This window comes from Oscillibacter valericigenes, assembly GCF_016902445.1.
GTDB lineage: Bacteria > Bacillota > Clostridia > Oscillospirales > Oscillospiraceae > Oscillibacter > Oscillibacter avistercoris.
Genome location: NZ_JACSNX010000002.1, coordinates 185,698 through 199,265, shown reverse-complemented (window position 1 = coordinate 199,265; position 13,568 = coordinate 185,698). Strand labels below are relative to the sequence as shown.

The 13,568-nt window shown below is 65.1% G+C and carries 13 protein-coding genes; 8 read left to right on the top strand and 5 right to left on the bottom strand.

Annotation, left to right across the window (positions count from 1 at the left end):
- Positions 1-148 precede the first annotated feature (148 nt).
- Both ftsZ and spoIVB read left to right on the top strand, forming a co-directional pair.
- On the top strand, positions 149-1,270 hold the full coding sequence (gene ftsZ, locus H9X91_RS03320; protein ID WP_204802471.1) for a cell division protein FtsZ: 1,122 nt from the start codon (positions 149-151) through the stop codon (positions 1,268-1,270).
- Positions 1,271-1,460: 190 nt separating this feature from the next.
- Positions 1,461-2,528, top strand: a complete 1,068-nt coding sequence (gene spoIVB / locus H9X91_RS03315) for a SpoIVB peptidase (protein ID WP_204802469.1) — start codon at positions 1,461-1,463, stop codon at positions 2,526-2,528.
- Positions 2,529-2,577: 49 nt separating this feature from the next.
- Here spoIVB and H9X91_RS03310 read toward each other — a convergent pair whose 3' ends face one another.
- Positions 2,578-3,024: a helix-turn-helix domain-containing protein gene (locus tag H9X91_RS03310; protein WP_204802467.1), complete on the bottom strand. Its 447-nt coding sequence runs from the start codon at positions 3,022-3,024 to the stop codon at positions 2,578-2,580.
- A gap of 90 nt (positions 3,025-3,114) precedes the next feature.
- Entirely contained in the window at positions 3,115-3,687 is a 573-nt protein-coding gene (locus H9X91_RS03305; protein ID WP_204802465.1) for an NUDIX domain-containing protein, read from the bottom strand.
- Positions 3,688-4,116: 429 nt separating this feature from the next.
- On the opposite strand from H9X91_RS03305, the gene spo0A reads away from it, so the two are divergent.
- Positions 4,117-4,878: a sporulation transcription factor Spo0A gene (spo0A, locus tag H9X91_RS03300; RefSeq protein ID WP_204802463.1), complete on the top strand. Its 762-nt coding sequence runs from the start codon at positions 4,117-4,119 to the stop codon at positions 4,876-4,878.
- A gap of 110 nt (positions 4,879-4,988) precedes the next feature.
- Here spo0A and H9X91_RS03295 read toward each other — a convergent pair whose 3' ends face one another.
- The gene (locus H9X91_RS03295) at positions 4,989-5,747 is read right to left on the bottom strand and encodes a glucosamine-6-phosphate deaminase (protein WP_204802461.1); all 759 of its coding nucleotides are present in this window, start codon (positions 5,745-5,747) and stop codon (positions 4,989-4,991) included.
- A gap of 235 nt (positions 5,748-5,982) precedes the next feature.
- Here H9X91_RS03295 and H9X91_RS03290 point away from each other — a divergent pair, with 235 nt between their 5' ends.
- Genes H9X91_RS03290 through nagB form a run of 5 tightly spaced genes read left to right on the top strand, consistent with a single transcriptional unit; the run spans position 5,983 to position 11,038 of the window.
- Positions 5,983-7,050 (top strand): Gfo/Idh/MocA family protein, encoded by a 1,068-nt coding sequence (locus H9X91_RS03290; protein WP_204802459.1) that lies wholly within the window; start codon positions 5,983-5,985, stop codon positions 7,048-7,050.
- Positions 7,051-7,055: 5 nt separating this feature from the next.
- On the top strand, positions 7,056-8,132 hold the full coding sequence (locus H9X91_RS03285; RefSeq protein ID WP_204802457.1) for an SIS domain-containing protein: 1,077 nt from the start codon (positions 7,056-7,058) through the stop codon (positions 8,130-8,132).
- On the top strand, positions 8,114-9,298 hold the full coding sequence (locus H9X91_RS03280; protein WP_204802455.1) for an MFS transporter: 1,185 nt from the start codon (positions 8,114-8,116) through the stop codon (positions 9,296-9,298). The genes H9X91_RS03285 and H9X91_RS03280 overlap by 19 nt, the downstream gene beginning before the upstream one ends.
- On the top strand, positions 9,295-10,263 hold the full coding sequence (locus H9X91_RS03275; RefSeq protein ID WP_204802453.1) for an N-acetylglucosamine kinase: 969 nt from the start codon (positions 9,295-9,297) through the stop codon (positions 10,261-10,263). Before H9X91_RS03280 ends, H9X91_RS03275 begins: the two co-directional genes overlap by 4 nt.
- A gap of 43 nt (positions 10,264-10,306) precedes the next feature.
- On the top strand, positions 10,307-11,038 hold the full coding sequence (nagB, locus tag H9X91_RS03270) for a glucosamine-6-phosphate deaminase (protein ID WP_204802451.1): 732 nt from the start codon (positions 10,307-10,309) through the stop codon (positions 11,036-11,038).
- A 92-nt stretch (positions 11,039-11,130) separates the two neighbouring features.
- Here nagB and H9X91_RS03265 read toward each other — a convergent pair whose 3' ends face one another.
- Complete coding sequence (locus tag H9X91_RS03265; protein WP_204802449.1) at positions 11,131-12,021, bottom strand: sugar phosphate isomerase/epimerase family protein; 891 nt, start codon at positions 12,019-12,021, stop codon at positions 11,131-11,133.
- The gene (locus H9X91_RS03260; protein WP_204802447.1) at positions 12,018-13,565 is read right to left on the bottom strand and encodes a response regulator; all 1,548 of its coding nucleotides are present in this window, start codon (positions 13,563-13,565) and stop codon (positions 12,018-12,020) included. The genes H9X91_RS03265 and H9X91_RS03260 overlap by 4 nt, the downstream gene beginning before the upstream one ends.
- Between the last annotated feature and the right edge of the window lie 3 nt (positions 13,566-13,568).

Here is a 13,568-nt window from a genome sequence, read left to right as displayed (position 1 = left end):
GAAAAATCTGAGGGAAAAGGCTTCGGAGCTCTTGACCGGAGGACGAAAGTGTCATACAATAAACTAAATGTTATGAAACACAGGATGTTGTGAATCCAAAGGGAAGAACCTCCCTTTTTACACAAATGATAGTAGGAGGCACCTCTATATGGCATTTGGATTGGAGACCGGTCCCGATACCGTTGTCAATATCAAGGTCATCGGCGTGGGCGGCGGCGGAAACAATGTGGTCAACCGCATGGTCCGCAGCGGCACCAAGGGCGTGGACTTTGTGGCCGTAAACACCGACAAGCAGGCGCTGAACGTGTCCAGCGCCAACTACAAGATCCAGATCGGCGAAAAGCTGACCCACGGCCAGGGCGCCGGCTCCGACCCCGAGGTGGGCCGCAAGAGCGCGGAGGAGAGCCGCAACCAGATCGCCAAGGCCCTGGAGGACACGGACATGGTGTTCATCACCGCCGGCATGGGCGGCGGCACCGGCACCGGCGGCGCCCCCATCGTGGCAGAGATCGCCAAGGAGATGGACATCCTCACCGTGGCGGTGGTCACCAAGCCCTTCGGGTTTGAGGGGCGCCGGCGGATGCAGCAGGCGGAGGCCGGCATTGCCGAGCTGAAGGACAAGGTGGACTCCCTGGTCATCATCCCCAACGAGCGGCTGAAGCACGCCACGGACCAGAAGATCACCTTCGCCAACGCCTTCGAGATCGCCGACGATGTGCTGCGCCAGGCGGTGCAGTCCATCTCCGACCTGATCCGGGACACCGGCTTCATCAACCTGGACTTCGCCGACGTCACCGCCATCATGAAGAACGCCGGCATGGCCCACATGGGCGTGGGCCGGGCCGCCGGCAAGGGCAAGGCCGAGGAGGCCGCCAAGATGGCCATCTCCAGCCCCCTGCTGGAGACCTCCATCGAGGGGGCCAAGGGCGTACTCATCAACGTCACCGGCTCCATGGACATCGGCCTGGAGGAGGTGGAGCAGGCCGCCAGCCTGGTCCAGGCGGCGGTCCATCCCGACGCGCTCACCATCTTCGGCGCCACCTTCGACGAGACGCTGGACGACGAGATCCGGGTCACCGTCATCGCCACCGGCTTTGACAAGGCGCCGGAGCAGCTGCCCAAGGTGCCGCCCATCCAGGCGGGGGACGCCGGCCAGCAGAGCGCCGCGCAGGAGCCCATGCCCCTGAAGGAAGAGGATGTGCCCAAGCCGGAGGAGCCGGAGGACGACCCCTTCGAGGACATTTTCAAAATTTTCAACAAGCGGGACTGAACGATTTTTTCCAGGACCTGCAGGTGTTTGCCTGCGGGTCCTGCTTTTTTGCCGCCGCGGCGGCAAAGTCAAAGCCTGCCATGGGGCTGCTTCCGCATTTTGCAAGGCGTGTTTTTCCGCCTGCGGCAGATGATAACGTTGCCGGCAGATCATCGGATTTGCCGGCAGCGTTTCGGAAAGGGGTGATTTCATGTATGGACCATTTCAAAAAGCAAGACACGCGCTGCGGGGCGGAGCGGCACTGGTTCTGGCACTGCTGCTGTGCGCGGTCGTGCCGGCGAAGGCCGCCGGCGTGACGGCGGACGGCACGGACCGGACCGCATCCGCCCGCATGCTGGTCCCCGTGGGCCACACGGTGGGCATCAAGCTGTTTGCCCGGGGCGTGATGGTGGTGAAGGCGCCGGAGTCCGGCACGCCGGCTGACGACTGCGGCCTGCGGACCGGCGACATCATCGTCAAATGCGGCGGCGTCTCCGTCACCTCCTCGGAGCAGTTCCAATCCCTGCTCCAGGAGAACGGCGAGACCGCCACGGACCTGCAGGTCCGGCGGGAGGGCGAGAGCATGACGCTCTCCGTCTCCCCGGAGCAGAATGAGACGGGCGCCTACTGCATCGGCGCCTGGATCCGGGACAGCATGGCCGGCATCGGCACCATGACGTATTACGATCCGGAAACCGGTTCCTTCGGCGCCCTGGGCCACGGGATCACAGACTCTGACACGGGGATCCTGATGCCCTTTGCCTCCGGCTCGCTCCTGCCCTCTGCCGTGAAGGCGGTGAAAAAGGGCGCCTCCGGCGAGGCCGGGGAGCTGCGGGGCGATTTTGACCTGACCGGCGACCTGGGCGATCTGAGCGCCAACACCTCCAGCGGTATTTTCGGCACATTGGACCCCGGCGAATTCACCGAGCGGCTGGGGGACGCCATCCCGGTGGCCTCCGCCGGTGAGGTGCACACTGGACCGGCCGCCATCCTCGCCAACGTGGAGGGCGATGCCGTAAAGGAATATGACATCGAAATACTACAGATCGTAGAGGACGCGGCGGACAGCCGGGACCTGGTGATCGCCGTGACGGACCCGGAGCTGCTCTCCATTACCGGCGGCATCGTCCAGGGCATGAGCGGCAGTCCCATCCTGCAGGACGGAAAATTCGCCGGCGCCGTGACCCACGTGCTGTTGAACGACCCAAGCAAAGGATATGGAATTCTGATGGAAACTATGCTGGAAGCGGGAGATCCCGCAGCGTCATCTGTGACGTAACAGCCATCCAAACAGGCGGCGGGGAGCGTCTGCTCCCCGCCGCTTTGCGCTATGATGTTTGAAAGGATGCTTCCGCGGCAGGCACCGCCTGGTTTTCGGCGGTGATCTCCGCCTCCGTGGTGAAGCTGCGGAACGCCGCAAAGTTCAGCAGGATCAGCAGCAGATTGACCGCCGCAAAGGCGATCAGCACCCCGGCCGCGATTTTCCAGATCCGCCGGGCCCGGCGGTTTTTCACCGCCAGCTGCTCGGCGATGCGGCCCAGCTGCTCCGCCGTGGTGCTGCTGCCCTCCGTCTCCGGCGGGAGCTCCGGCCCCAGCAGGGCCGCGGGGGTGGTGTCCAGCTCCTCCGCCAGCCGGACCAGCAGCTCCGCGTCCGGCACGGACCGGCCCTTTTCCCATTTTGAGACGGTCTGCCGCACCACGTGGAGCCGGGCGGCCAGCTCCTCCTGGGAGAACCCCTTGGTCTTCCGCAGATTTTTCAGATTTTCCGATAACATGGCAGGACCTCCTTTCCGCCCTGATGGTAGCAGATCTCCTGCCGTTGCGGCAAGCAACGCAGATGCACAGGGCCGTTTCGCCGGGCGGCGTCACCGCCCGGCGGGAAAGCCGGCCAGCTTTTCATTGAGCTTTTTGTAGATCCGCTCCCGGAACCAGGGCTCCGTGGAGGCGGCCACCGCCTCCTCCAGGCCGAACCAGCCCACCCGGCTGTTCTCGTCGGGCTTGCACCGCACCGGCTCCGCCGGGTCCGCCTCCAGCAGATACGTCACGTTCAGGTGCAGATGGGAGGAGACATAGGCGCCCCGCTTCTCGTGGCCGTCCACCGTCAGGATCTCCACCGAGTAGATGGCGGGCGACACCGGGCGGACCTCCGCCAGGCCGCTCTCCTCCCGGACCTCCCGCATGGCCGCCGCCAGCAGGTCCCGGTCCCCGTCGGCGTGGCCCCCCAGCCAGGACCAGGAGTCGTACAGATTGTGGTACGCCATCAGCACCTGCCGCCGGTCCGGGCTCACCACCCAGGCGGAGGCCGTCAGATGCCCGGCGGCGTTGGCCCGGGTGTACAGGTCCTCGCCGCTCCGCAGCCGCCGCAGCAGCTCCTCCCGGTCCCGGGCCTCCTGCTCGTTCCAGGGGAGATACCCCTCCAGCTCTTCCAATAACGTCACATGTGTCACCCTTTCTCATGGCAGGCGCCCGGCTCCCCGGCGGCGGTCCCGAAGGGCCGGGCCGGACGCCGCTCCGGCAGCGGCGGGCGCCCTTCCGCCGCCGCGCCGCATGGTGCGCAGCTGCTTTGCGGCTATTGTACCACGGGGAGGCGCGGAATGGAAGCGGCAGGATCAGGCATCGCTGAAACCCTTGGGGCGCAAGGGCTCGATCGGGGAGGCGCAAAAACCGTCGAATGATTCTTGGAAGTTATTTACAGTTTCTTGTTGCAAATCCTGTCCGTTTATGCTAATTTATAGAAAACGCGATTTGAAGCTTCATGAATCCGTCACAAACCGGGGCGCGGCCGCCTGTCCGCCTGTGGAAAAGGGGGCCCTCCGGGCAGTTTGGACCCTTTGAAATGAAAAACTGGAAAGAGGAATCGGGAAGACATGGACATCAGAAGGACTGTTTTGCTGGCAGATGCCAATGAGGAGTTCCGCGCGCTGGTGCGGAAGATCATAGACCAGACAGATGAGTTTGCGGTGGTGGGTTCTGTGGGAGACGGGGCGGAGGCCCTGCGTCTGGCGCGGCAGGAGGCGCCGGACCTGATTCTGATGGATGTGGTCCTGCCGGGACTGGACGGCTTCAGCGTGCTCAAGCAGCTGCGGGAGCAGGAGGGGGACGCCCCCAAGGTGATCCTGGTCTCTGCCTTCTGCAGCGACCGCGTGGTGTCGGAGGCGGTGGAGCTGGGCGCCAGCTATTTTCTGACGAAGCCGGTGGAGCAGAACGCCCTGCTGGACCGGATGCGGGCGCTGTTCGGCCGGGAGCCGGCGGCGGAGGAGCCCCCGGCGGAGCTGAAAAATCTGGTGACCTCCGTGATCCACGAGATCGGCGTGCCCGCCCACATCAAGGGCTACCAGTACCTGCGGGAGGCCATCATGATCGCCGTGGACGACATGGACGTCATCAACGCCGTCACCAAGGTGCTGTATCCCGAGGTGGCCAAGCGGTTCAACACCACCCCCTCCCGGGTGGAGCGGGCCATCCGCCACGCCATTGAGGTGGCCTGGGACCGGGGCGACCTGGAGACATTGCAGAAATATTTCGGCTACACCGTCTCCAACGCCAAGGGCAAGCCCACCAATTCGGAATTCATCGCCATGATCGCCGACCGCCTGGTGCTGGAGCAGCGGAAGGACCGGAGAGCGTAACAGACAGGAACAGACGGCAGAGCGCCGGACCGAAAAACGGTCCGGCGCTTTTTGCGGAGCAGTCCAAAAGCTGCCGCCGGCACCGCCGGCGGCAGCTTCGTCTCGGGGATTCAGCGGATCTCCAGTCCGGGAAGATCCTTGGGCAGCAGGCTGGCGGCCTCCTGGTCCAGCAGATAGACGCAGTTGGGGTGCTTCTGGAGGATGGAGGCGGGGACCTCGTTGGTCACCGGGCCGGTGATGGCCTTGGAGACGATCTCCGCCTTCCGGGCGCCGTTGGCCAGCAGGATCACCAGCTCGGACTCCATGATCTGGGCGATGCCCTGGGTGATGCCCTCCGTCAGCGGCAGGTCCTGGCCGCCGAAGTACTTCTTCTGCACGGACTTGGTCACATCGCTCAGGGGCGTGCGGTGAGAGCGGAGGGAGAAGTCCACACCGTTTTCGTTGAAGCCCAGGTGGCCGTTCATGCCGATGCCCAGCACCTCCACGGCGATGGGGCCGTAGCGGCGGATGAAGGCATCCTGCTCCTCCAGCTGCTGGTCGATGGTGTCCCGCCGGCTGCCGTCGAACAGGAACCGGTCGGCAAAGGGGCGGTTCATGGGGGCCAGCAGGCGGGTGCTGACGAAGTGGGAGCAGCTGCCCTCGTCCTGGGGGCCGATGCCCACCCAGTCATCCAGCTGGACGAACTTCAGCCCCGTGGGGTCGATGACGCCCTGGTTGACCCGGGAGACGAACTCCTCCAGCATGCCGATGGGCGTGTCTCCGCCGGGGAAGCTGACGAGGCTCTGGGGCTCCTTTTCCACGCAGGCCTGGACCAGGTCGGCGGCACAGCGGCTCATGGCCTGATAGTCTTTTGTGACGATGATCTTCATGGATGCGACAACTCCTTTGCATTTGAAGGATTCTTCCAGGTTATCATATCACAAGATCCGTCGTCCTGTTAGGAGAATCCCTTCCAGTTCCATGGATTTTTTTGCCCTCTTTGCCCCAGGGACAAAAAAATCCTAGAATCCGCACGAGAATCTTCATTGTGTGGACCTTGTGATTTCGGTAAAATTAAGCTATCATACTGTGTGGATCCCTAGGGATGCAGAAAGGAGTTTTTTTATGGTGAAAGTTGGTATGATCGGCGTGGGCACGGTGTCCCAGATGATGCACCTGCCGATCCTGAGCGGTCTGCGGGACATGTATGAGATCACGGCGGTGTCCGACGTCTCCCCCAGCCAGCTGAAGCATATCGCGGATACCTATCAGGCCAAGGCCTATGCGGACCCCTATGAGCTGGTGAAGGACCCCAACGTGGACGCGGTGTTCATCTGCTCTCCCGACCAGTATCACGCGGACTATGCCCTGGCCGCCGTGGAGGCCGGCAAGCACGTGTTCGTGGAGAAGCCCGTGACGCTGTGCATCGAGGACCTGGAGAAGCTGATCGCCGCCGAGAAGGCCCATCCCGGCCAGGCGTGCATGGTGGGCTATATGCGCCGCTACAGCCAGGGCTTCCTGAAGTGCAAGGAGCTGCTGGCCGCCGATGACCGCAAGATCGAGTATATGCGCTTCCGGGACATCATCCTGGAGGGCGACTTCTTCATGGGCCAGACCCGCCTGCCCTATCTGTGCAGCGACATCCCCGACGAGGCCAAGGTGGACGGCTCCGCCCGCCGCAAGGAGCAGCTGATCCGCGCCCTGGGCCCCGACAGCACCGAGCAGCAGCGCATCACCTACGTGATGCTGACCGGCCTGGGCAGCCACACCCTCTCCGCCGTGCGGGAGCTGGTGGGCCTGCCGGTGGAGATCGAGTCCGTGTCCGTCCAGGGCGAGCACGTGATCATCGTCTTCCGGTACAACGACTTCCTGGCGGTGTATGAGATCCTCAACGACCAGGACGTGGTGCAGTTCGACGCCTCCATCGAGATCTATCAGCACGACCGGCGCATGAAGATCAAGTACGAGACCCCCTACCTGCGCTATCAGCCCCAGTCCTTCGAGGTGATCGAGTCCACCAAGGAGGACACCAAGACCACCGTCTACGGCCCCGACTACCGGGATCCCTTCCAGGACGAGGTCAAGTATTTCTACGACTGCATCGTCAATGGCACCAAGCCCAAGTCCGACTTTGAGGACGCCATGGCGGACATGGTGCTGTTCCGGGATATCTGCAAGAAGATCAAGGAATGACACAGATGACGCTTCTGCAGGAGTATATCGTCCAGCAACCCGCCCTGTGGCGGGCTTTGCTGGATTCCAGGGAGGAAATCACCGGCGCCTTCGCCCGGCGGTTCGGGGATCTGCGGCCGGACCGGGTGGTGCTGATCGGCTCCGGGTCCTCCCACTACGCCGCCCTGATGGCCCGGCCGGTGCTGGAGCGGGCCTGGGGGGCGGAGGTCACCTGCCTGGTGCCGTCGGAGGCGGCCGGGACCCGGCTGACCGGGGAGCGGCCGCTGTATCTGGCCATCTCCCAGAGCGGCGTCAGCACCAACACCTATGAGCTGGTCACCGCCCTCACCGGGGCGGGCCGTCCCGTGGCGGCCGTCACGGAGCGGGCGGACTCCCCGGTGGGGAGCGCCGCCACCCTGGCGGTGACGCTGCGGATCGGCGAGGAGCGGATCGGCGCCAAGACCAAGGGCGTCACCGCCACCGTACTGACGCTGATGCTGCTGGGCCTGTCCGTCTGCCGGGACGAGACCTACCGGGCGGACATGCTGGCCGCCCTGGACCGGCTGTGCCGGGACGCGGAGGAGAACCTGGCCCGGGCCCGGGCCTGGAGCCAGGCCCGCCTGGCGGAGATCCTGCCCTTCCGGCACCTGTACGTGCTGGGCTGCGGCAGCGGCCTGGGCGCCGCCCGGGAGGCGGCGCTGAAGCTGCTGGAGACCAACTATCTGCCCGTGTCCTGCTATCCCCTGGACGAGTATCTCCACGGCATCCAGAACGCCCTGGACGAGAGCGCCTGCCTGCTGTGCCTGCTGCCGCCGGAGGGAGAGGACCGGAGCCGGATGCTGCGGCTGGCGGACTTCGCCCGGTCCGTGGGCGCCCGCTGCGCCCTGCTGTCCCCGGACGGGAGCGGGGAGGGGGAGACGCTCCACCTGCTGCACTGCGGGCGGGAGGAGCTGCAGCCTCTGGAGTTCCTGCCGGCCCTGCAGGTGCTTGCGGCGGACCTCTCCGCCGCAAGGGGGATCGACACCTCCCGGCGGCGGTACCCGGACTTCTTCTCCCTTATGGGCAGCAAGATGGAAGGAACCGTATGTCCGCAAAAACGCTGAATCGCCGCTTTTTCCTGCTGCAGGCCATCATGATGCTGATGGACTGCATCACCGTGGCCTACATTTCGCCCATCCTGGTCTCCCTGGGGTACAGCAACCTGCTGATCGGGCAGGTGATGACCCTGGGGACCCTGGCGGCCACCCTGGCCAGGCCCCTGTGGGGATATCTCAACGACCGGTTCTCCTGCGCCCGGCAGGTGACCCTGGGCGGGACGGCGGCGGGCGCGGCCTGCTATTTTCTGCTGACCTGGGGCGGCGGACAGGTGTGGATCACCGCCCTGGCGGTGATGGGCCTGTACGTCACCGTGGTCTGCATGATGAATTTCATCGACTCCTGGGCCCTGCGGCTCATCAACAGCGGCCTGCCGCTGAACTACGGCGCCACCCGGGCGGGGGGCTCTCTGTCTTACGCCTTCGGCGCCGTCATTTTCGGCATGGTGGTGTCCCGCTGGGGCTTCCGGCCGGGAAACGCGGTGCTGTGGGTGCTGTGGGGATTGATGTGCGTGGTGGCGCTGTCGCTGCCCAACCCGCCGGCCCCGGACCGTCCGGCCAGGACCGTCACCCTGGGGCGGGGGATCGGGACCCTGCGGCACAACCGGGTGTACTGCGTGATGCTGGCGGCGCTGTTCCTCAGCACCCTGGCCTCCGGCTCCATGGAGAGCTTTTACTCCGTGCTGATCCTCTCCTCCGGGGGGACGGAGCAGCACGTGGGCATCGCCCTGTTCCTCCAGGCCATCAGCGAGCTGCCGGTGATGTTCGGCTACACCCGGATCCGGTCAAAGACGCACCTCTCGGCGGCGGCACTGATCAGCGTCTCCATGCTGTGCTACGCCCTGAAGGCGCTGGTGCTGGGCGGGGCGTCCTCTCTGGGCGTCGTGATGGCCGCGGGACTGTTCCAGGCGCTGTCCTTTGCCCTGTTCACCCCCGCCTGCGTGGACTTCATGCTGGAGACGGTGCCGGGGGAGTATCTGGCCACCGGGCACCTGCTGTTCCTGGCCATCGGCCAGGGGGCCGGCGCCGTGGCGGGCAACGCCCTCAGCGGCTTCCTGGCGGAGTACCTGGGCATGGGCTGGATGTTCCGCACCGTGGGCGTGCTGGCGCTGCTGGCCAGCGGCCTGGCGCTCTGCTGTGCAAAGATGTTGAATAGAAGGAAGGGACTCTCGTGATATTTTTAGGATGTGACGGCGGCTCCACCAAAACGGAGTGGCTCCTGGCGGACGAGACCGGCCGGGTGCTGTCCCACCGGACGTTTGCCGGCTGCAACTACGCCTTTTTGGGAGAGGAGGGCTTTCGGGACCTGATGGCCTCCTCCGTCCAGGCCCTGCTGGATGATGGGAAGATCACGGCGGATCAGGTGACCTCCGCCATGCTGAGCCTGACGGTCTACGGCGAGGTCCCCGGGACGGAGGAGTCGTTCCCCCGGATCCTGGGGGAGATCCTGCCGGGGTGCCCCATCCAGATCGCCAACGACTCCGTGGCGGGCTGGGGCGGGAGCCTGGCGGGCCGGCCGGGCATCAACATCGTGGCCGGCACCGGCTCCGTGGCCTATGGCGAGGACCAGGCGGGCAATGCCTGCCGAGTGGGCGGCTGGTCGCTGTTCTTCGCCGATGAGGGCTCCTGCAGCTGGGTGGCCCGGCAGCTGATCACGGAATTCGTCAAGCAGGCCGACGGCCGCCATCCCCGCTCCGCCGTTTACGAGGAGCTGCGCCGGGAGATGGGCCTGACCCACGACCTGTACTTCTCCGGCTATCTCCAGACGGAGATCCGGCAGAACTCCGCCCTGCTGGCAAAGCTCCAGCTGGTGGCCCTGCGGGCCGCCCAGCAGGGGGATCCGGCGGCGCAGGACATCTACCGCCGGGCGGCGGAGGAGCTGACGGAGACGGCCGACGCCATCCGCCGGCAGCTGGACTTCCCCGCCGGGGAGCCGGTGCCGGTCTCCTACTCCGGCGGCCTGTTCCGGGCGGGGGAGACCATCATGGTCCCCTTCCGCGCCTGCATGGAGCGGGCGGGCTACACCCTGGTGCAGCCCAAGTACAGCCCGGTGCTGGGCGCGCTGATCCTGGCGGCCCGGGGCCATCTCTCCCTGGCGGAGAGCGACGCCATGGCCGACCGGGCGGCCGCGCAGCTCTGAGCCCGCCGGGCACATTCCAACGAGATATGAGGAGGTCATCCGGATGAAGATCATCCATGCGAAAGACTACAACGATTTGAGCCGCAAGGCGGCCAACATCATCTCGGCCCAGGTGATCCTGAAGCCGGAGAGCGTGCTGGGCCTGGCCACGGGCTCCTCGCCCCTGGGCGTCTACCGCCAGCTCATCCTCTGGTATGAGAAGGGGGACCTGGACTTCGCGGAGGCGACGTCGGTGAACCTGGACGAGTACCGGGGCCTGCCGGCGGACAACGAGCAGAGCTATCACTACTTCATGCACCAGAACTTCTTCGACCACATCAACATCGACCCCGCCCGCATCCACATCCCCGACGGCATGGCCGCCGATCCGGAGGCGGAGTGCCGCCGGTATGACCAGCTGATCGCCGACCTGGGCGGCATCGACCTGCAGCTGCTGGGCATCGGCCGCAACGCCCACATCGGCTTCAACGAGCCGGATGACCACTTCTCCAAGTACACCCACCAGGTGGACCTGACGGAGAGCACCATCGCCGCCAACACCCGCTTCTTCGAGCGGGAGGAGGACGTGCCCCGGCAGGCCATCTCCATGGGGATGCAGGCCATCACCCAGGCCCGGAAGATCCTGCTGATCGCCAGCGGCGCCGATAAGGCGGACGCCCTGTACGCCAGCTGCTTCGGCCCGGTGACCCCCCAGGTCCCGGCCTCCATCCTCCAGCTCCACCAGGATGTCACCATCATCGCCGACGAAGAGGCCCTCTCCAAGTGCCCCCGGTGAGATGAGGCAAAAAGACGCTCCGCGCGGATTTCCGTGCGGAGCGTTTTTGCGGAAAAAGGAGCCCGCCCCGGTGAGACGGGGCGGGCAGACGGTCAGGGGATGAGATGGATCTTCTGCAGGTAGACCAGGTTCTTCTTGGCCTTCTCAAAGGCCTCCTGGGTGGTGGCGTGGGGGCAGTCCTGCTCGATGATGCCCACGCCCTGGAAGTTCAGCCGGTCCAGCAGGTCCCGGTAGGCCTCATAGTCGATGATGCCGTCCTCCAGGTCGCACATGATGTCGTCCATCTTGGGATCGTCCCAGGCCAGGGCGCCGTCCAGCTCCTGCTTGCGGACCTCGCCGGAGACGTTCTTGAAGTGCAGGTAGGGGATGTGGTCGATGTGGGCCTCCAGGAAGTCCAGGGCGCTGCGGTCGCCCTTCTGCCAGCCGCCGTTGGCGGCGGCGTAGTGGCCGTTGTCGAAGCAGATGCACAGGTCCAGGTCGATCAGCCGCTCCAGCTCCTCCCGGGTCTCGATGAGGGAGCAGCGCTCCGGGTGCATCAGGATCTCGATGCCGTAGGTGTCCCGGCAGTAGCGGCCCATCTCGCCGAAGATCCGGTAGGTCCGCTCCTGCTGCTCCTTGAGGCCGGCCTTGGTCTCACGGCTCATGGCCGTGCCGTCCATGGTCATGAGATAGTGGACGTCAAAGGCCAGCAGCCGCTTGCACAGCTCGTCCACATCCGCCCGGACGTCGGCGAAGGACGCCGCCTTCAGGAAGTCGTAGCAGGCGGTGCCGCCGCAGATGGAGAGGCCCCGGCTGGCCAGCTCGTCCCGCAGCTGGCCGATGTCCGTGGGGAGATACCCCACCGGGCCCAGCTCCAGGGCCTTGTAGCCGGCCTCCGCCGCCTGGTCCAGAAACACGTTGTAGGGGGTGCCGGAGGGGGTCCCGTCCGGCCACCACACGCCCCAGGAGCAGGGAGCGGTTCCGATCGTCACTTGTAAGCTCATGATTTGATCATCCTTTCTGTTTCCTCGGCGTCCGGACGCTCCCGGTATTCCTTGGGCTTCAGTCCGACCGCCTTTTTAAAGATCTTGGAAAAATACACAGGATCGTAGATGCCCACGGCCTCCGCGATCTCATATGCCTTTTTGTCAGTGGTCCGCAGCAGGAGCTTGGCGTGCTCGATGCGGGTGTTGAGGATATAGGTGCTCAGATTCTCCCCCATCTCCCGCTTGAACAGCTTGCTGAAATAGGTGGGGCTCAGGTGGACCATGGCCGCCAGCGCGTCCAGGGAGAGGCTGGCGCTGTAGTTCTGGTCGATATACTGCTTCACCTCGTAGATGATGCTGTCGATGTTCTCCGGCGCCCGGCCCATCTGGGCCAGCGTGCTGGTCAGATAGTCCCGCAGCCCGGACTCCAGGGACTCCATGCTGCCGCCGTCCAGATCCGGCATCTCCGCCAGCCGGTCCGGGGACAGGTCGTGGCTCAGCAGCAGGCTGATGCAGAAATTCTTCAGCAGCAGGGCGATCTGATAGGCGCTGGAGAAGGGGATGGCCCGCAGTACCTGGAACAGACCCCCCAGATGCTTCATGGCCGTGTCCCCGCTGCGGTTCTCCAGGGCGCTCTCCACCAGCCGCAGCTTTTCCAGCAGCAGGTTGGTGGTCTCCTCAGACAGCCGCGGCAGATCCTGGCACCGCATCACGGAGGGCTGGCTGCTGGAGAGCAGGAACTTCTGGGCGTCGTCCGCCTCCTGGGCGGCCTTGCGCATGTTCAGGGGATTTTTGTGGCACCGGCTGATGCCGATGGTCAGCAGAAAGTCCGTACTGCCGTCCACGGCCTCCACCGCGGCGGTGCAGAGCGCCAGGGGATCCGCATCCTCCGGCAGCGGCAGGACGGCATAGCTGCACAGATCGCTCTTGGGCACCAGGTACACGGTCTGCCCCTCGCAGCAGGAGAGGAAGATGTCCTGGGCCTGCTGCAGCATGGCCGTGCCCTCCTCCAGGGGGCCCTGAAAGACCACCTCCAGGCTCAGCACGTAATAGCTGGACAGGGTGATGTGCAGGTCGTTGAGGCGGTTGAGGATATACAGCATGGAATGGCGGCTTTTGAAGATCAGCTCCCCCAGCAGGGCCTGCTGCTCCAGCAGCAGGCTCCTCTTCTGGATCCCGCTGTCCTTCTGCAGCCGCTGGCAGGCCTTTTTCACCGCGGCGGAGAGCCCCTCCTCCGTGGTGGGCTTCAGGACGAAATCCGCCACCTCGTACTGGATGGCCTGCTGGGCGTATTCGAAATCCGGAAAGCCGGTGCACAGGATCAGCTGGATGTCCGGGCAGTGCTCCCGCACCCAGGCGCACAGCTGCAGCCCGTCCATCTCCGGCATGCGGATGTCTGTGATGACGATGTCCGGCGGGGACTCCTGGATCTGGCGGACGGCGTCTGCGCCGTCATAGGCGATGGACCGCACATAGCAGCCCAGGGCCTTCCAGTCGATCAGCTGCATCAGGCCCCGCTGGATCACAGGCTCGTTGTCTACCAGCATCACGGAATATGGCATTTG

Bases quoted from the DNA above. Each gene is read 5' to 3' on its own strand.
- ftsZ (WP_204802471.1), top strand. From the start codon at position 149: ATGGCATTTGGATTGGAGACCGGTCCCGATACCGTTGTCAATATCAAG.
- spoIVB (WP_204802469.1), top strand. From the start codon at position 1,461: ATGTATGGACCATTTCAAAAAGCAAGACACGCGCTGCGGGGCGGAGCG.
- H9X91_RS03310 (WP_204802467.1), bottom strand. From the start codon at position 3,024: ATGTTATCGGAAAATCTGAAAAATCTGCGGAAGACCAAGGGGTTCTCC.
- spo0A (WP_204802463.1), top strand. From the start codon at position 4,117: ATGGACATCAGAAGGACTGTTTTGCTGGCAGATGCCAATGAGGAGTTC.
- H9X91_RS03295 (WP_204802461.1), bottom strand. From the start codon at position 5,747: ATGAAGATCATCGTCACAAAAGACTATCAGGCCATGAGCCGCTGTGCC.
- H9X91_RS03290 (WP_204802459.1), top strand. From the start codon at position 5,983: ATGGTGAAAGTTGGTATGATCGGCGTGGGCACGGTGTCCCAGATGATG.
- H9X91_RS03285 (WP_204802457.1), top strand. From the start codon at position 7,056: ATGACGCTTCTGCAGGAGTATATCGTCCAGCAACCCGCCCTGTGGCGG.
- H9X91_RS03280 (WP_204802455.1), top strand. From the start codon at position 8,114: ATGTCCGCAAAAACGCTGAATCGCCGCTTTTTCCTGCTGCAGGCCATC.
- nagB (WP_204802451.1), top strand. From the start codon at position 10,307: ATGAAGATCATCCATGCGAAAGACTACAACGATTTGAGCCGCAAGGCG.
- H9X91_RS03265 (WP_204802449.1), bottom strand. From the start codon at position 12,021: ATGAGCTTACAAGTGACGATCGGAACCGCTCCCTGCTCCTGGGGCGTG.
- H9X91_RS03260 (WP_204802447.1), bottom strand. From the start codon at position 13,565: ATGCCATATTCCGTGATGCTGGTAGACAACGAGCCTGTGATCCAGCGG.